At 74.4% G+C, this 16,140-nt stretch carries 17 protein-coding genes; 5 read left to right on the top strand and 12 right to left on the bottom strand.

The window, feature by feature from the left end:
* Positions 1–4: 4 nt before the first annotated feature.
* The 6 genes from VT52_RS28235 to VT52_RS28210 form a co-directional block, all read right to left on the bottom strand.
* Entirely contained in the window at positions 5–1,129 is a 1,125-nt protein-coding gene (locus VT52_RS28235) for a TIGR03364 family FAD-dependent oxidoreductase (RefSeq protein ID WP_046419927.1), read from the bottom strand.
* A gap of 154 nt (positions 1,130–1,283) precedes the next feature.
* On the bottom strand, positions 1,284–2,039 hold the full coding sequence (locus VT52_RS28230; protein ID WP_046419925.1) for a GntR family transcriptional regulator: 756 nt from the start codon (positions 2,037–2,039) through the stop codon (positions 1,284–1,286).
* Positions 2,040–2,074: 35 nt separating this feature from the next.
* Positions 2,075–3,043 carry a hypothetical protein gene (locus tag VT52_RS28225; RefSeq protein WP_143070930.1) on the bottom strand — a complete coding sequence of 323 codons (969 nt, stop codon included), beginning with the start codon at positions 3,041–3,043 and terminating at the stop codon, positions 2,075–2,077.
* Positions 3,044–3,161: 118 nt separating this feature from the next.
* On the bottom strand, positions 3,162–3,437 hold the full coding sequence (locus VT52_RS28220; RefSeq protein WP_046419921.1) for a hypothetical protein: 276 nt from the start codon (positions 3,435–3,437) through the stop codon (positions 3,162–3,164).
* Positions 3,438–3,569: 132 nt separating this feature from the next.
* Positions 3,570–3,893: a hypothetical protein gene (locus VT52_RS28215; RefSeq protein WP_143070929.1), complete on the bottom strand. Its 324-nt coding sequence runs from the start codon at positions 3,891–3,893 to the stop codon at positions 3,570–3,572.
* Between the two features lie 131 nt (positions 3,894–4,024).
* The gene (locus VT52_RS28210) at positions 4,025–5,158 is read right to left on the bottom strand and encodes an ROK family transcriptional regulator (protein ID WP_071387692.1); all 1,134 of its coding nucleotides are present in this window, start codon (positions 5,156–5,158) and stop codon (positions 4,025–4,027) included.
* A gap of 56 nt (positions 5,159–5,214) precedes the next feature.
* On the opposite strand from VT52_RS28210, the gene VT52_RS28205 reads away from it, so the two are divergent.
* The 3 genes from VT52_RS28205 (at position 5,215) to VT52_RS28195 (ending at position 7,796) form a co-directional block, all read left to right on the top strand.
* Positions 5,215–6,279: a Gfo/Idh/MocA family protein gene (locus VT52_RS28205; protein ID WP_046419915.1), complete on the top strand. Its 1,065-nt coding sequence runs from the start codon at positions 5,215–5,217 to the stop codon at positions 6,277–6,279.
* On the top strand, positions 6,276–6,800 hold the full coding sequence (locus VT52_RS28200) for a heme-degrading domain-containing protein (protein WP_046419914.1): 525 nt from the start codon (positions 6,276–6,278) through the stop codon (positions 6,798–6,800). The genes VT52_RS28205 and VT52_RS28200 overlap by 4 nt, the downstream gene beginning before the upstream one ends.
* 120 nt (positions 6,801–6,920) lie before the next feature.
* Positions 6,921–7,796: an LLM class F420-dependent oxidoreductase gene (locus VT52_RS28195; RefSeq protein ID WP_046419913.1), complete on the top strand. Its 876-nt coding sequence runs from the start codon at positions 6,921–6,923 to the stop codon at positions 7,794–7,796.
* Positions 7,797–7,897: 101 nt separating this feature from the next.
* On the opposite strand, the gene VT52_RS28190 is transcribed toward VT52_RS28195, so the two are convergent.
* The 4 genes from VT52_RS28190 to VT52_RS28175 form a co-directional block, all read right to left on the bottom strand.
* The gene (locus VT52_RS28190; protein WP_046419939.1) at positions 7,898–8,755 is read right to left on the bottom strand and encodes a fumarylacetoacetate hydrolase family protein; all 858 of its coding nucleotides are present in this window, start codon (positions 8,753–8,755) and stop codon (positions 7,898–7,900) included.
* A gap of 147 nt (positions 8,756–8,902) precedes the next feature.
* The gene (locus VT52_RS28185; RefSeq protein ID WP_046419910.1) at positions 8,903–9,622 is read right to left on the bottom strand and encodes a YidC/Oxa1 family membrane protein insertase; all 720 of its coding nucleotides are present in this window, start codon (positions 9,620–9,622) and stop codon (positions 8,903–8,905) included.
* A gap of 95 nt (positions 9,623–9,717) precedes the next feature.
* The gene (locus VT52_RS28180; RefSeq protein ID WP_046419908.1) at positions 9,718–10,044 is read right to left on the bottom strand and encodes a DUF6412 domain-containing protein; all 327 of its coding nucleotides are present in this window, start codon (positions 10,042–10,044) and stop codon (positions 9,718–9,720) included.
* Between the two features lie 65 nt (positions 10,045–10,109).
* On the bottom strand, positions 10,110–10,637 hold the full coding sequence (locus VT52_RS28175; RefSeq protein ID WP_046419905.1) for a winged helix-turn-helix transcriptional regulator: 528 nt from the start codon (positions 10,635–10,637) through the stop codon (positions 10,110–10,112).
* Positions 10,638–10,739: 102 nt separating this feature from the next.
* On the opposite strand from VT52_RS28175, the gene VT52_RS28170 reads away from it, so the two are divergent.
* Positions 10,740–12,275, top strand: coding sequence for an MFS transporter (locus VT52_RS28170; RefSeq protein ID WP_079175327.1), 1,536 nt, complete (start codon positions 10,740–10,742; stop codon positions 12,273–12,275).
* 437 nt (positions 12,276–12,712) lie between these two features.
* On the opposite strand, the gene VT52_RS28165 is transcribed toward VT52_RS28170, so the two are convergent.
* Together VT52_RS28165 and VT52_RS28160 are read right to left on the bottom strand one after the other, a co-directional pair.
* Complete coding sequence (locus tag VT52_RS28165) at positions 12,713–13,447, bottom strand: TIGR03943 family putative permease subunit (RefSeq protein WP_046419902.1); 735 nt, start codon at positions 13,445–13,447, stop codon at positions 12,713–12,715.
* A complete protein-coding gene (locus VT52_RS28160) occupies positions 13,444–14,466 on the bottom strand; it encodes a permease (RefSeq protein ID WP_046419938.1) in 1,023 nt (340 codons plus the stop codon). The genes VT52_RS28165 and VT52_RS28160 overlap by 4 nt, the downstream gene beginning before the upstream one ends.
* Before the next feature lie 276 nt (positions 14,467–14,742).
* On the opposite strand from VT52_RS28160, the gene VT52_RS28155 reads away from it, so the two are divergent.
* Positions 14,743–15,753: a hypothetical protein gene (locus VT52_RS28155; RefSeq protein ID WP_046419901.1), complete on the top strand. Its 1,011-nt coding sequence runs from the start codon at positions 14,743–14,745 to the stop codon at positions 15,751–15,753.
* Positions 15,754–16,140 lie beyond the last annotated feature (387 nt).

Here is a 16,140-nt window from a genome sequence, read left to right as displayed (position 1 = left end):
GTGCTCACCAGCCCAGTTCGTTCGCGGTGGTCTCGGCTATCGCGGGGGCGCAGGTCATGCCGCGCCCGCCGGGCCCGGTGACCAGCCACACCCCGTCGGCGACCTGCTGGCGGTGCACGACGCGGGTCTTGTCGGCGCACTGCGCGTACACGCCCGCCCAGCGGTGCCGGACGCGCGGCAGCGGCCGGCCCAGCAGGTGCTCCACGACCGCGGTGAGGTGCTCGTACGGCTCCTCGACGGTGTCGAAGGCGAAGGGGTGCTCGTACTCGTGCGTGTCGCCGATGGTCAGGCCGCCGTCGGCGCGCTGCACCATGAGCAGCTGCATCCGGTGCGCGGCGGCGGTCTCGGGCTGCGGCTGGCCGGCGTCGAGCGCGTCGAGCGCGGCGGAGGCGTAGGCCGGGTAGTAGCGGAAGCTGTCGCCGTCCGCGACGGAGGTCGGCAGCGACTCGCCCAGCGGGTCCGTCTGCATCATCTGGAGCCGGACCCGGCGCACGGGCAGGTCGGGTCCGGCCAGTTCACGGACCAGGCCGCCGAGCCAGGCGCCGGTGGCGAGCACGACCGCGTCGGCGTGGTGCACGTCCCCGTGGTCGTCGCGGACGGCCGCGGCGCCGACCACCTCGCGGACCTCGCGGCCCGGCAGGAAGGTGTACCCGGGGGACCTGCGCAGTTCCTCGCGCAGGGCGAGCTGCGCGGTGCGCGGCTCGACCGCGGCGTCCCGCTCGCAGAAGAGGGCGGCGGTGAACTCTCCGCGCAGGGCGGGGTTGATCGCGCGGGCCTCGCCCGGGGTCAGCAGCTCGTAGCCGCGGGCCGCGGCGTCCGCGCGGGCCACGGCGGCCTCGGCGACGGCCAGTTCCAGCTCCGTGCGCACCGGGGTCAGGGAGCCGGTGGCACGGAAGCCGAGCCCGGCCGCCCTCTTGCCGATGCCCTCCCACAGCTCCCGTGCCCGCAGCGCGGTCTCCAGCTCTTCTCCGCCGGCCCGGCCACTGACCCAGATCTGTCCGAAGTTGCGCAGCGAGGCGCCGCGCGCCTCGGCCTCGCGCTCGATCTGCACGACCTCGTGGCCACGTTCGATTGCCTGCCAGGCGTGCATGGTGCCGACCACGCCGCCTCCGACGACTGTCACTCTCACGACGGCAACGGTCCTCGGGGACGGGGAACCGGAGACGTCCGCCGGCCGACGGAGGCATGAACTGCCCAACACTTCTGGGCTAGACCCGTTATCTTTTTGTGACCAGAGAAAGGGTAGGCATATCAGGATCTTCACCCCTGAAAGGGATGTTCCGTCAGCCCTGGAGGTGCGCGGTGAAGGAGAACCGGTCCCCCCGGTACAGCGACCGCACCCGTTCCAGCGGCCGGCCGTCGGTGTCCCGTGACACCCGGTGGATCAGCAGCATCGGCAGGGCCGGCGGAGTGCCGATGAGCAGCGCCTCGCGAGGGGTGGCGAGCACGGTCTCCAGGCGCTCGTCGGCGTCGCCGAAGCCGATGCCCTGGGTTGCGAGGTAGCCGTAGAAAGAGGAGTCGGCGTCGAAGTCGGCGTCCAGCCGGGGCACCCGTTCGACGGCGACGTAGGTGCTCTCCAGGCCGACCCGCTCCTCGTCCGCGAGCAGCACCCGCTCCAGGTGCCAGACGGGCTCCCCCCGCGTCAGCCCGGTCTCGGCGGCCAGCGGCAGCGGGCAGGGGAAGCGGTCGAGGGTGACGAGGGTACGGCCGGGGGTACGGCCCTGGCGGCGCACGCCCTCGGTGTAGCTCGCCAGGGACAGCGGCTGGGCCAGCTTCGGCCCGGCCACCACGGTCCCGCGCCCGCGCCTGCGCAGCCGCCCCTCCAGCACCAGCTCCCGCACCGCCTGGCGCACGGTCTCGCGGGCGACGTCGTACCGCTGGGCGAGATCCCGCTCGGTCGGGATGACGCTGTCCTCCCCCAGTTGCTCCAGCAGCCCGGCGATCCTCGCCTTCACCGCGTAGTACTTCGGAATCCTGCCGTGCTCGGGGATGCCGGACCGGACGGGGGCGCCCGGGGCCTGCTCATAGGGGTAGTCCACGCAGGGATCGTCGCAGACGGCGGCGGGGCCTCGACTCAGCGGCGCCTGCGGGCCGCCAGGAACGCGGCACCGGCCACACAGAGCAGGGCCCCGGCGGCGGCGAGCAGGCCGTGGGTGAGGGCGGGGCCGGTACGGGCCAGTTCACGGGCGCGCCGCCCGGCCTCCTGGGCGTCCTGGGCGAAGGGGAGGGAGGGGTTCCCCGCGGTGGACTCGGGGTGGGGGGTGCCGGGCCGCGCGGAGCCGGCGCCGGGGGCCGAGGTGCCGGTGCCCGTACCGCCGGTGCCCCGGGTCCGCTCGGCACCCGTGCCCGTGCCCGGGAGGTCCTGCGCCACCGGGGTGCCGTCCTGGTCCCCGGGCGGCTCGGGGGCCGGGGACATCGGGGTGCCGACCCCGAACCGGTAGGCGTCGGACTCGCCGACCCAGTCCCCGTCCTGGCCGCGCCGCTGCACGGCGGCCGCCTTGGCGGTGACCTGGTCGGGCACGGCGGCCTCGTGGGTGAGCGCGAGGCGGACCCGCACGCTGACGGTCTTGCCCGGCGGCACGGTGAAACCGCCGAATCCGGGTGCGTCCAGCACGCCGACCAACTCCTTCTCGTCGGTGCTCTCGAACGTCACCGGGCGGACGCGGGAGCCGTCGTCGAAGACCAACCGGGCCTGACCGGCCTTCAGTTCGTGCCGGTCGTCGACGAGGACGACGACCGGGTGGACGCCCGCGCAGGAGCGGCGGGTGGTGTTGCGGAGGTCGATGTACCAGGTGCCGGCGCCACCGCCGGGCAGGTACTCCGTGGGGCCGCCGCGGATCCGGGTGGCCAGCGGAAAGGTGTGTTCGCCGGGCGCGGCGCAGGAGGGCGCGGGGGTGGCGGCGGCCGGCGGCGGGCCGCCGAGGGCCGGCGCGGGGTGGGCGGCGAGAACGGCACCCGGGAGGGGGGCGAGGACGGCGGCCGCGGCGAGGCCGAGGGGGCGGAGGGAGATGCGGCCGGGGGACGGGGACGTGCACAGTCGCATGAACACATGACCATGCCGGGTCAGGGGTGCGGAGCCGGGCCGCCACTCCGGGCCGGGCCCCAATCCCCCTCGATCGGCCGAGGCGGCCGACCGGAAGCCGGTGCCGGGCGGCGGTCGGTCAGGACGCGCCGGCGGCGCAGACGCGCTCGGCCTCGGTGGACGTCGAGTTCCGTACGCTCTCGGCCTTCTGCAGCGCCTGCCGCTGCGCGGTGCCGGGGTGCCCGCCGCTCGCCATGCTGCGCAGCAGGTCCGCCTTCAGGCCGTCGTAGTAGCGCTCCGCCTGCTGGGCGACGGCGAGGGCCTTGTCGCAGTCGGTGCGGGGACTGGCATGGGCCGCGGGCACGGCGAGGGAGAACGCGAGGAGCGCCACGGCACCGGCCGCGAACGGTCGCATGGACCTCATGGGAACCTCCGGTGTGACGGGTCGTACGGACGACAACTGGCCATGGCCACGGGTACGGCTGGAGCTACCGCCAGAGCTACGGCTACGGCTACGGCTACGGCTACGGCTACGGCTCACTACGGCTCAGGAGGACAACGTGACCATTCGCCCGCTGTCCCGCACCTCCACACACGCCTGGTACGGATCGGGGTCCCCCCGCCGCTCCCCGCACTTCCACCGGGCCCCGGCCGCGCGCACCTCGGCCCCGGCCGGCGAGCCGTGCCAGACCTTCGTGTAGGCGGCCGCGACCTTGAGGGCCACCCCGCAGCTGACCCGCCCGCCCGCGAGCACGCCCAGTCCCGAGGCGGGATCGGCTCCGCAGTAGCGGACGCCCGCGCCCCGCGCCGCGACGGCCGTACCGGCCCCCGGAACGCTCAGCAGAGCGACCGCGACCGCCCCGACTGCCACTCTGGCCTTCATCGACCTCACCGGGCACCTCCGTCCCACGAGCACCCCCAACAGCATGAGTACCCACATACGGCTCCGGCGCCCGCGAGGCGCGCTCAAGACCGACGGTCCGGCGTGGCCGGCGGCGCTCCTCACGCCTCTCCCCTGGCGAACACCCCCGCCCCCAGCACCATCTCCGCCGCCCCCCGCGCCACGACCCGCTCCCCCTGCCGCACCACTTCGACCGCGATCCCCTCCCGCAGCCCCTCCCGCCGCGCCCGCGCGGCCAGCTGCGCCGCCACCCCCCGCACGAACGGCCCCGGATCCGCCAGCACCGTCCGCCCTCCGAGCAGCACCCGGTCGATGTCCAGCAGTCCGACCAGATTCCCGGCCCCCACCCCGAGGACCCGCGCCGCCGCCTCCACCTCCCCCCGCGCCACCGCGGCCAGGCACAGCGCCTCCAGACACCCCCGGTCCCCGCACTCGCAACGCGGCCCGTCCAGCTGGACGACCTGGTGGCCGAACTCCCCCGCCCCGGTCCGCGCCCCCCGGTGCACGCGCCCGCCGATCACCAGTCCGGCCCCGAGCCCCGTACCGAGGTGCAGATACGCGAACGACCCGCCCGCGCCCCCGACGGCCAGCCCCACCGCCGCCGCGTTCGTGTCCTTGTCCACGACCACCGGCACCCCCAGCCGCCCGCGCAGCGCGTCACGCAGCGGGAAGCCGTCCCATTCCGGGAACCCGGTCACCCGGTGCAGCACCCCCCGCACATGGTCGAGCGGCCCCGGCAGGGCCACCCCCACCCCCAGCAGCGACCCGACCTCGGCAAGCTCGCCGAAGGGGCCCAGGCAGGAGCGGACCAGCCCGGTCACCGCCTCCACGACCACCCCGAGCACGGCCTCCGCCCCGGCCCCGAGGTCCAGCTCCCCGCACCGCTCCCCCACCACGGCCCCGTCCAGCCGCACCAGCACCACCCGCAGCGCGTCCCGGTCCAGCTGCACCCCCACCGCGTGCCCCGCCTCCGGCACCAGCCGCAGCACCGTGCGCGGCTTGCCGCCCGTGGACGCGCGCCGGCCCGCCTCCGCGGCGAGCCCCGCCTCCCGCAGCCGTCCGGTGATCTTGCTGACGGCCTGCGGGGTCAGCCCGGTCCGTTCGGCCAGTTCCAGCCGGCTGACGCCCTCCGTACCGGCCCTGCGCAGCAGGTCGAGCACGAGCGCGCTGTTGTGCGACCGCACCGCCCCCAGGTTCGCTCCGGCCCGCCCGCTGTCCACCCTGTCCTCGCTCACACGCCCATTCTCCCCGTCGCTTGCACTTTGGCAACAGCGTTGCGAAAGTGGCTTCCATGAGCTCTCCCCTCCGCGTCGGCCTGATCGGCTACGGCCTCGCCGGCTCCGTCTTCCACGCCCCCCTGATCGCCGCCACCGAGGACCTCGTCCTCGACACGGTCGTCACCTCGAACCCGGAGCGGCAGCGGCAGGCCCGCGACGCGTTCCCGGACGTGACGCTCGCCGCGGCCCCCGAGGAACTCCTCGCCCGCGCGGGCGAGCTGGACCTGCTCGTCATCGCCTCCCCGAACAAGACGCACGTCCCGCTCGCCACCGCGGCCCTGAAGGCGGGCCTGCCCGTGGTCGTGGACAAGCCGGTCGCCGGCACCGCCGCCGAGGCCCGCGCGCTCGCCGCCCTCGCCGAGGACCGCGGCCTGCTGCTGTCCGTCTTCCAGAACCGCCGCTGGGACAACGACTTCCTCACCCTGCGCGCCCTCCTCGAAGACGGCGCGCTCGGCGAGGTGCGCCGCTTCGAGTCCCGCTTCGAGCGCTGGCGCCCGCGCCCCAAGGGCGGCTGGCGCGAGTCCGGCGACCCGGCGGAGATCGGCGGCCTGCTCTACGACCTCGGCAGCCACGTCGTCGACCAGGCCCTGGTGCTGTTCGGCCCGGCCGCCGAGGTGTACGCCGAGGCGGACGTCCGCCGTCCGGGTGCCGAGGCCGACGACGACACCTTCATCGCGCTCACCCACGAGAGCGGCGTCCGCTCCCACCTGCACGTCTCCGCGACGACTCCCCAGCTCGGCCCGCGCTTTCGCGTACTGGGCTCCGAGGCGGGTTATGTGAAGTACGGCCTGGACCCCCAGGAGGCCGCCCTGCGCGAGGGCCTGCGCCCCGGCCCCCGGTGGGGCTCGGAGCCCGAGGCCCTGTACGGCCGGATCGGCGCCGGCGAATCCCCGCTGACCGACGGCGGCACCCCCGTGAAGACCCTGCCCGGCGACTACCCCGCCTACTACGCGGCCGTCGCCGCCGCCCTCACCGGCGCCGGGCCCAACCCGGTGACCGCCCTGGAGGCGGCCGCCGCCCTCGACGTGCTGGAGGCGGCCCGCAGGTCCGCCCAGGAGAAGGTGACGGTGACCCTGTGACGACGCGGCAGCAGCAACCGCAGCAGCGATCCGCGCCCTCCGTCGAGGAGCTGGAGGAGCAGGAGCGGCGCCTGGTGTTCGACCGGTTCACGTACGAGGACGCCTGGGCGCTCGGCTCCCTGCTGGTCGGGCTCGCCCGCGAGCACCGGCTGCCGGTCGCGATCGACATCCACCGCGGCGGACAGCAGCTCTTCCACGCGGCCCTGCCCGGCTCCGCGCCGGACAACGACGCCTGGATCGTCCGCAAGCGCCGGGTGGTCGAACGCTACGGCGCCGCCTCCTACCTGGTCGGCTCCCGCTTCCGCGCCAAGGGCACCACCTTCGAGAACTCCTCCCGCCTCGATCCGGACACCTACGCGGCCCACGGCGGCTCCTTCCCGATCCGCCTGGAGCACGCGGGCGTCATCGGTGCCGTGACCGTCTCGGGCCTGCCCCAGGTCGAGGACCACCGGCTGGTGGTGGCGGCGCTGGAGGAGTTCCTCGGCCGTCCGGAGCGGCCCCCCGGCCGTTCGACCGACTGAGGGAACCGGGCGACCAGACCGAGGGAACCCGGGAATCAGCGGGAACGCCCTCCGGTTGGCAGTGGGCACAGACGTGATTGGCACGACAGCACCGCCCCACCCCCCGGAGGGATCGCCCGCATGAGTCAGAGCACGGACACGCTGAAGCAACGCCTCGGCCGGCACGGCGTCTGGGACGTCGCGCTGCGCGCGGAGGACCCCGCCGGCCGCGGCGAGCGGGAGGACGCCGCCGCCGAGCTGGAGGAACTCGACTTCGGCGCGATCTGGCTCGGCGGCAACAGCACGACCGCGAACGCCGCCCCGCTCATCGAGGCCACCCACCACATCACGGTCGGCACCAGCATCCAGAGCGTCTGGCAGCGGGACGCCGCCACGACCGCGGCCGACTTCTCCCGGCTGGAGTCGTCCCACCCCGGCCGCTTCATCCTGGGCCTCGGCGTGAGCCACGGGCCCCGTGTGGAGGGCTACCACCGCCCGTACTCCGCGATGGTCGACTACCTGGACGAGCTGGACAAGGCCGGCGTCCCGGACCACCGCCGCGTCCTCGCCGCCCTCGGCCCCAGGATGCTGGACCTGGCCGGGGACCGCGCGGCCGGCGCCATCCCCTACCTCGTCACCCCGGAGCACACCGCGAAGGCCCGCGAGATCCTCGGCCAGGGGCCGCTGCTGGCACCGGAGTTCAAGGTCGTCCTGGAGCAGAACCCGACCCGCGCCCGCGGCATCGCCCGCGCCTATCTGGCCCGCTACCTCGAACTCCCCAACTACACCGACAACTTCCTCCGCCTCGGCTTCGCCGAGTCCGACATCGCGGACGGCGGCAGCGACCGGCTCATCGACGCGGTCTTCGCCTGGGGCGACGACGACCGCATCCGCAACCGCGTACGCGCCTTCCACGAGGCGGGGGCCGACCACGTGGCCCTCCAGGTGGTCACGGAGGACACGGGCCACGCCCTGCCGAGGGAGCAATGGCGCAGGCTGGCCCTGCTGCTGAGGTGACACAGCGCCTTCCCGGACCGGCCGCCACCCGGAGCCGGGCGGGGCCGGATCACACCCGTCCCTGCCCCACCCGGCTCCGGGTGGCCTCGCGAGCGCGGCGCCTACGCGTCCCCGAACTCCTGCCGCTGCCGGCCGAGTCCCTCGACCTCCAGCTCCACCACGTCCCCGGCCCGCAGATAGGGCTTCGGCTCGGGACGCCCCATCGCCACTCCGGCCGGCGTCCCGGTGTTGATCACATCGCCGGGGTACAGCGTCATGAACTGGCTTACGTAGCGCACCACTTCACCGACCGGGAAGATCTGCTCCGCCGTCGTGCCGTCCTGCTTCAGCTCCCCGTTGACCCACAGCCGCAGCGACAGCCGCTGCGGATCGGGGACCTCGTCCGCCGTCACCAGCCACGGCCCGAGCGGGTTGAACGTCTCGCAGTTCTTGCCCTTGTCCCAGGTTCCGCCCCGCTCGATCTGGAACTCCCGCTCGGAGACGTCGTGCGCGACCGCGTACCCGGCGACATGCGCGAGCCCCTCCTCGGCCGACCCCAGGTAGCGCGCCGGGCGCCCGATGACGACGGCCAGCTCCACCTCCCAGTCGGTCTTGGCGGAGCCGCGCGGCACGAGCACGGTGTCGTCCGGCCCGACCACCGTGTCCGGCGCCTTGAGGAAGACGACCGGCTCGGCGGGCGGTTCGGCGCCGGTCTCGCGCGCGTGGTCGTGGTAGTTCAGCCCGATGCACACGACCTTCCCGATCCGCCCGAGCGGCGGCCCGACGCGCAGCCCCGTCGCGTCCAGCACGGGCAGTGCACCGGCGGCGGCCGCGTCCCGCACCCGCCCGAGCGCGGCGGTGTCGGCGAGCAGCGCCCCGTCGATGTCGTCCACGAGTGCGGACAGGTCGCGCAGGGTCCCGTCGGCGTCGAGCAGCGCGGGCCGCTCGGCCCCCGCCGTACCGACTCGCAGCAGCTTCATGGTCACCATCTCCCTCGATCGCGGGCGCCCGGCCGACGGGTGCAGCCATCGGAGGACTGGATGATCCTCCGATCCGCCTGTCCACCCGGCAAGACCCTGTTCACGTACTGGACCGTAACTCCGGGCCTCCAGGCCCTCCCTCCACGGTTACGGCTGCCGGTACAGCGCCGCCCGCTCCGCCGCGCTCCACGTCGTGCTGGTGACGACGTACAGCGCGGCGGCCAGCGGTACGACGGCGACGCTGACCAGGGTGAGGAAGGACAGGAACGGCATCACCCGGCCGACCGCGCCGAGCCCCGGCACCTGTTCCCCGCCACCGGCCGCGGCCATGACCGGGTTGTGTGCCATCTGCTTCTTCGTGCGCAGGAAGTTGACGGTGGCGACGCCCGCGACCAGCGCGAAGAGCACCAGGTAGACCACCCCGGCAGCGCCGAACGGCCCGCCCGCGGCGAGCGCGTCGGCCCACCGCCCGCCGAGCGGCGCCGCGAACAGCCGGTGGTCGAGCAGCGCGTTGCCCGAGGTGCTGGAGAAGAGGTGGTAGAGGAGGAAGAACGCGGGGAGCTGGAGCAGGCTCGGCAGGATGCCGGACAGGGGCGAGACCTTTTCCTCGGCGTGCAGTTCGACCAGCGCCCGCCGGAACCGCTCCTGGTCCTTGCCGTGCCGCTCGCGCAGTTCGGCGATCTTCGGCTGGAGCGCGGCACGGGCCCGCTGCCCCCGGGCGGCGGCGCGGGAGAGGGGGTGGACGAGAAGTCGTACGAGGGCGGTGAAAAGGACGATCGCGGCGGCGGTGGCGGCGCCGTGGCAGAGCGGTGCGAGCAGGTCGGCGAGCCGCTCGACCAGGTGCGCGAACACGGAGAAGACGGACATGGGTGAGCCCTCCGGGGGTCTCGTCGTGCCGGGTGGGAGGTGATGTCGGCAGGACGACCCGCGCGGGGTCACGAAGGAGGTACGGAGTGCGTGCCCTACGCGGTGGTCGCCGGGAGGGCCCGGCCGGGCGCCCGCGGCCTGCGGCGGCCGCGCGCGTCGGGATCACGCTGGGGCAGGAAGGCCGTACGCCGGGCCCGGTCGCGTATCGCCGTACGGATGCGGGTGGGCGGTACGGCGGGTGTGCGGCCGGCGGCGGCCAGGGCGCACAGGGCGAGCGCGGAACCGGCGGCGGCGGTCGCGGCGAGGGCGACGGCGGTGGTGAGACCGCCGGTGTCGAGGAGTGCGAGGGGGAGCAGGAAGAGCAGGGGGGCCAGCAGGAACGCGACGGCGCGGCCGGGCCGGCGGCCCATGGTCCCGCTCATCGTCGTCCCCCTCCCCGATCGGTGCTCGCCTCGCACCGGATCACGCCCGGTCCGTCTCCACGGGATTATGCCTGGTCCATCTCCACGGGCTCCAGCAGCCGCCGCGGCTTGAGCAGTGCGCGGCTGACCGGATCCACCGGGTCCGGATCGAGTCCGGGGCCCGGCTCCATGACAACGTCGCCGACCGGCACGATGGTTCCGCACAGGGCGCATTCGCCGTACGGGCCGAGCTCGGTGCCGCAGGCGGCGTGCCGGAAGTAGCGCAGCCGGACGTCGGTGAAGTGGTCGCGGCCCCAGGCCCCGAGGGCGCGCAGGGTGGGCCACAGGGCGATGCCGCGCTCGGTGAGCACGTACTCGTCGCGAGGCGGCGACTCCTGGTACCGGCGCTTCTCCAGGATGCCCTCCGCGGTCAGCGTCTGGAGCCGGGCGGCGAGGACGGCCCGCGGGATGCCGAGGTGGACGAGGAAGTCGTTGTAGCGCCGCACGCCGTAGAGCGCGTCCCGTACGACGAGCAGCGTCCAGCGCTCGCCGACGATCTCGAGCGCGCGGGCGATCGAGCACTCCTGAGTCGCGTAGTCCTTGCCCAGTGCCATGCCCCCACTGTAGCCACTTTCCGACCGCAGATTCATTCATCGAACCGACCGTGTTACGGTGACGGGGACAGCAAGGTTCAATGACCGAACTGAGGATGTGCCATGACCGGGCTCGATTCCGCCGCAGTGGGCGAGGCACGAAAGGCGCCTGGGGCGCAGGAGGCGCGAGAGACGCACGAGGTACGCGAGGCGCACGAGGCGCGGGGGGTGAGCGGCGCTCGCGGATCGCGGACGGCGCGCACCGGCGCGAGGACTCCGCAGGCGGAGCCGGACTCCACCGCGCCCTCCCCCGTGCACCCCCGCGCCACCCTCGCCCTCGTCAGCGCGGTGACCGCGGTGACCCTGATGAACTACACGGCCCCGATGGTCACGCTCCCGCAGACGGCGGCCGCCCTGCACACCCCGCTCTCCGGCCAGGCATGGCTCCTGAACGGCACCCCACTGGGCCTCGCCGCCCTGCTCCTGGTGGCCGGCAGCCTCGCCGACGACTACGGCCGCCGCCGGGTCTTCCTGGCCGGCACCCTGGCCCTCGGCCTGACCACCGCGCTCGGCGCCCTGACCACCTCGACCTGGCAGTTCACCCTGGCCCGCATCGCGCAGGGCGCCGCCGGCGCGGCCCTGCTGGCCAGCGCCCTCGGCCTGATCGTGCACGCCTTCCCCAGCCCGCGCGGCCGGCTGCACGCGACCGGGGTGTGGGGCGCGTTCGTCAGCGGCGGCATCGCGGCGGGCCCCCTCGTCGCGGCCGCGCTGCCGGACTGGCGCACCGGTTACGGCGTCCTCGGCGCCACCGCCCTGCTCCTGGCCGCGGTCGGCACCCGCGCCCTCGCCGAGTCCCGCGCCCCCCGCGGCGGCCGCCCCGACATACCCGGAGCGCTGACCTTCGGGCTCGCCCTGGTCGCCCTGGTCGCGGCGCTGACCCTCGGCCGGGACGGCTGGCTGCGAACGCCGGTGGGCCTGCTCCTGGCGGCGGCCGCGGCGCTGATCGCCGTCTTCGTCGCCGTCGAACGGCGCTCCGGCACCCCGATGATCGACCTGGACCTGCTGCGCCACCCCCGCTTCCTGGCCTCCTCGGCGGGCGGCCTGTTCACGGGCCTCGCGGTGATCGCCGTCTTCAGCTACCTGCCCTCGGTCGTCCAGCGGACCATGCACCTCTCCCCGCCGGCCACCGCCGGTCTGCTGCTGCTCTGGTCCGGCCTGAGCTTCGGCGTCGCCCTCCAGGTCAAGCGCCTGCCCGTCCCTCCGCGCGGACAGCTCGCCCTGGGCTTCGCCCTGCACGCCGCCGGCGCCCTGACCATGCTCGGCGCCATCGGCTCCGGCTCCTGGACCCGGCTGCTGCCCGGTCTGATCATCGGCGGCCTGGGCAGCGGCCTCCTCAACGGCGCCCTCCCCCTCCTCGCCGTCGAATCCGTCCCCCGCGAACGCGCCGCCATGGGCTCCGGGGCCCAGCAGACCCTGCGCTACATCGGCTCCAGCGTCGGCGTCGCCCTCACCATCGCCCTCGCCACCTCCGGCGGCGGGCTCGCCCACGGCATGAACCTCGCCCTGCTGGTCTCGGCGGGCCTGGCGACGGCGGGCGCCATCGGTGTGCTGGCACCACGGGACCGGAAGCAGGACGCGGGACCGGTAATCCGGAGGTAGGACACGGGACCGGTGACAGTGACACGGGACCGGAAGCAGGACGCGGCACCCCCACCGGGGCCGGACGAGGGAGCGCGGGACGCGGTACCCCTACCGAGGCCGGACGAGGGAGCGCGGGACGGGCCGTACGACCCCCGAGCCCGTCGCCGAGGTCCGCCGCGGCACGCTGTCCGCGACCTTCCGCTCGGCCCCCCCTGCCGCGCCTCCCGGCCGGTCCACCACAGCTGGTGCACGACCAGCGGGAGGAGCAACACCCCGACGGTGACGAGCGGTTCGCCTCCGCCCCGCAGGATCCGCCGGCACCGGGCACGCCCGCGCCGGTCCCCGTGCCCGACGCCCCGGACGCCCGCCGCGGTCCGCATCCGCACACCACCTCCGCCGGGAGCCGCCCGCACGACAGGCGCGCCGGCTCGGCCGGCCGGAGGGAAAGGCCGGTCTCAGGAGGTGCGCGCGGTGGGCAGCGGGAGGGCGTCCTGGTAGCCGTTGACGGGCCGGGGCACCTTCTTGACGGTACGGGCGTCCAGCGCGACCGCCGCGGAAGCGGTGCCCAGCGTGCCGCCGGGATGCCAGACCCCGGTGACCGTGACCCACGTGTTCGCGGGCAGCACGGGACCGCCGTACACCCGCACCTTCACCGACTGGGCGTCCGCCGCACAGCAGTTGATGATGATCCGGGTGAGATCCCAGCTGCCCTTGCCGTGCGGTGTGACGATGCCGGTCATCAGGACGGTGCGCCCCTTGATGGCCCGCGCGCGGTCCTGCTGGACCCGGCTGGTGAAGTCGGACAGGGTCATCGGCAGCGGGGAGACGGCGGCCAGCGGCGCGAACTCGCTCTGCCGGGCGACGGGCCTGGGCGGCTGCCGGGAGGCGGTGTAGGCGCCGAGGGCGGGCGGGGCGTAGCAGAGCAGGCTGAGGGCCGGCACCAGCAACAGCCAGGCGACGCGCGGCACATGGGAGTGGTCGTGCCCGTGGCCGTCGTACTCCCGCCGCTGCCTCCTGCGGTCGAGGACCGCGCTGACGACCCCCAGCAGCACCAGCACACAGCCTGAGGCGATGAGCAGGGGCCGCATGCTCTCCTTGACGTATCTCAGGCACAGGTCGGTCACGAGGGAGATGCGCAGCAGGCCGAGCCCGCACAGCACGAGCAGCCCCGATTGCAGCGTCCGCTTCACAGCAGGGCACCTCCGATCAGCGCGCTGCACGCGACGGCGACGACGAGGGTGGCGGCGGAGAACCGTACGGCGAAGGCCCGCCCGAACGTGCCCGCCTGGAGAGCGATCAGCTTCAGGTCGACCATGGGCCCCACCACCATGAACGCCAGCCGCGCCACCGGCGGGAACCCGGTGAGCGAGGCGGCGAGGAAGGCGTCCGCCTCCGAGCAGACGGCGAGCAGCACGGCGAGGGCGGCCAGGAAGAGCACGGACAGCCAGGGCGTGCCGGTGAAGGTGGCGAGCACGGAGCGCGGGACGCCGACGTTGAAGGTGGCGGCCGCCATCGCGCCGAGCACGAGGAACCCGCCGGCGTGCAGGAAGTCGTGCTGGAACCCGACCCGGAACTCGTCCCAACGGCTGTGCCCGGCCTGGTGCCCGGTGTGCCGCACGGCGGGCCGCAGCCACTCGCTGCGCCCGAACCGCAGCCACAGCCAGCCCATGGCGACCGCCGTCGCGAGCGAGGCGAGCAGCCGGGCCAGCACCATGGCCGGATCACCGGGGAAGGCGATCGCGGTGGCGGTGAGGACGACGGGGTTGATGGCCGGCGCGGACAGCAGGAAGGCGAACGCGGCGGCCGGGGTGACCCCCCGCCCGATGAGGCTGTTGGCCACCGGCACGGACGCGCACTCGCACCCCGGCAGCACGACCCCCGCCACCCCCGCCACCGGAACGGCGAGCAGGGGCCGCCGGGGCAGCATGCGCCGGAACACCCGCTCGGGCACGAAGGCGTTGATCGCCCCCGACAGGGCCGTGCCGAGCAGCAGGAACGGCAACGCCTGCACGGTCACGGCCAGGCACACGGTCCGCCACGCCTGCACGGCCGGGGCGTCGCCCCACCGCCCGACGAGGAAGAGCAGCGTGCCGGGCACGACGGCGGCCCCGACGAGCAGCAGCGGCCAGTACCTGGGCAGCGCACCCGCCCCGGCGTCCCCGCCCTCCGTCCGGCCCGCTCGCCGCCCCTCCTGCTCGGCGTGGACCAACTCCCCCGTCACGCGCATCCCGGCCCCAGTCCAGATGTCCACACAGACCGGATGTCTGCGTGGATGTCGATGTACGCACAGAAGATAGCGAGTGGTCCTGTGTGCGGCGGGCCGGGTCAGCAGTGGCCCGGACACCTCCCTCCGGTCTCCCGCCCTCCGGAGACCGGAGGGCCGCCATATCCAGACAGAGGCCGGTATATGCGAGGTGTCCCCCTGAGGGATCACCCCGGCGGACCGCCCTCACGTTTGTCGGCGCCCGGCAGTACGGTGTCCCCCATGCGCCCCGACACGCCTGCCGAGAACGTCGACCACACCGCCGAAGCGGCACGCCTGGAGCGGACCGCCGGCCTGTACCCGGAGGACGCCGAGGCCCTGCTCCTGCGGGCGGCGGCCCACCTGGAGCTGTCCGGCGACCGTCCCGCGGCCACCACCCTCTACGACCGCCTGCTGTCCACCCCGGCCGCCCTGGAGAGCCCGTCGCTGGTACGGGCCCTGAAGGCGTCCAACCTCTGGGAGTACGGCCACGACGCCGAGGCACGCGCGATCATCGAGGGCATCCGCACGACAGCCCCGGCCGAGCCGGGCCCCTGGATGATCATCGCGGAGGCCCTGGAGTCCCACGACGAGCTGGAGTCGGCGGAGGAGACGTTCACGCAGGCGGCGCGCCTGCTGCTCCCCGACCCCGCGGAGCCCCCGCAGACCCTGCACCCCCTCCTCTACGGCCGCCACCGCGTCCGCCGCATGCGGGGCCTGCCGCACGACGACTGGGACACCCTGGCCGACACCCTGCACACGGCACCGGTCTCCCTGGACGAGCTGCACGACCCGAAGCGCGTCTGGTCCCTCGGCTCGGACAACCCGGCCGAGCTGGAGGCCGAGATCTCCCGCCTGCGCACGGAACTGGGCGCCTACCGCGAGGCCCTCTCCCGCCCCTTCCCGGTGGCCGTCCTGCACTGGCCGGCCCCGGAACTGGCCGAACTCCTCTCGGCCTACCCCACCCTCTCCACGGAGTACCCCTCCCACGCCGCGCACCTCTCGACCATAGAGTCCTCCCTCCGCGAACTCTCCACCTCCGGCACCGACAACCTCGGCATCGTCACCGGCACGGTCCCCTCCTACGAAGCCTTCGCCGCCTCGGAGGCGACCTCCCCGGACGACCCGACCCTGCTCCCCCAGTACGCGACGACACTGGCGGCAAGGGGCAGGGCCGTGGCGTGGCCTCCGGGAAGGGGGGCGGGGTGCTGGTGCGGGGAAGGGCGGGGGTACGACAACTGTCACGGCGCCTGACTCTCGGGGCGAAAGCCGTCACCCCGCCAGCTCACCCGCACTGCCACCGCGCCTCCGATTCCGCCAAGCTCTGCGCGCCCCACACCGCTCCCAGCCCAGAGCGCGCTTCCCCCGGGCCGCCCGCACGCTTCTCTCCCGCACGGGAGCGGCCCGTCCCAAGGATGGCCCCAGGGCCGTTGCGTGCTCGCGAGTTGGGCGGTTGATTCGCTGATGGGCCGTCATGTCGGTTGTAGGTAGGTCCGGATGCGGCTGCAGGCACGGTCTGCGTGATCATGTGAGTGTCGAAGTCCCATGATCACAAGTGAAGACCGTGCCTGCCCTCTTATCTTCTCCCATGCCGCCGGGGCTGGATCAACTGGCCCGCACCGATATGCCGCAACCGTTGCC

The sequence above is a fragment of the Streptomyces malaysiense genome (assembly GCF_000980885.2).
GTDB lineage: Bacteria > Actinomycetota > Actinomycetes > Streptomycetales > Streptomycetaceae > Streptomyces > Streptomyces malaysiense.
The sequence above is the reverse complement of the archived record's forward strand: the minus strand, read 5'-3'. Positions and strand labels throughout refer to the sequence as shown.

Coding starts and splice junctions, on each gene's coding strand:
- VT52_RS28225 (WP_143070930.1), bottom strand. CDS start 3,043: ATGCGACTGTGCACGTCCCCGTCCCCCGGCCGCATCTCCCTCCGCCCC.
- VT52_RS28220 (WP_046419921.1), bottom strand. CDS start 3,437: ATGCGACCGTTCGCGGCCGGTGCCGTGGCGCTCCTCGCGTTCTCCCTC.
- VT52_RS28205 (WP_046419915.1), top strand. CDS start 5,215: ATGAGCTCTCCCCTCCGCGTCGGCCTGATCGGCTACGGCCTCGCCGGC.
- VT52_RS28195 (WP_046419913.1), top strand. CDS start 6,921: ATGAGTCAGAGCACGGACACGCTGAAGCAACGCCTCGGCCGGCACGGC.
- VT52_RS28190 (WP_046419939.1), bottom strand. CDS start 8,755: ATGAAGCTGCTGCGAGTCGGTACGGCGGGGGCCGAGCGGCCCGCGCTG.
- VT52_RS28185 (WP_046419910.1), bottom strand. CDS start 9,622: ATGTCCGTCTTCTCCGTGTTCGCGCACCTGGTCGAGCGGCTCGCCGAC.
- VT52_RS28180 (WP_046419908.1), bottom strand. CDS start 10,044: ATGAGCGGGACCATGGGCCGCCGGCCCGGCCGCGCCGTCGCGTTCCTG.
- VT52_RS28175 (WP_046419905.1), bottom strand. CDS start 10,637: ATGGCACTGGGCAAGGACTACGCGACTCAGGAGTGCTCGATCGCCCGC.
- VT52_RS28170 (WP_079175327.1), top strand. CDS start 10,740: ATGACCGGGCTCGATTCCGCCGCAGTGGGCGAGGCACGAAAGGCGCCT.
- VT52_RS28155 (WP_046419901.1), top strand. CDS start 14,743: ATGCGCCCCGACACGCCTGCCGAGAACGTCGACCACACCGCCGAAGCG.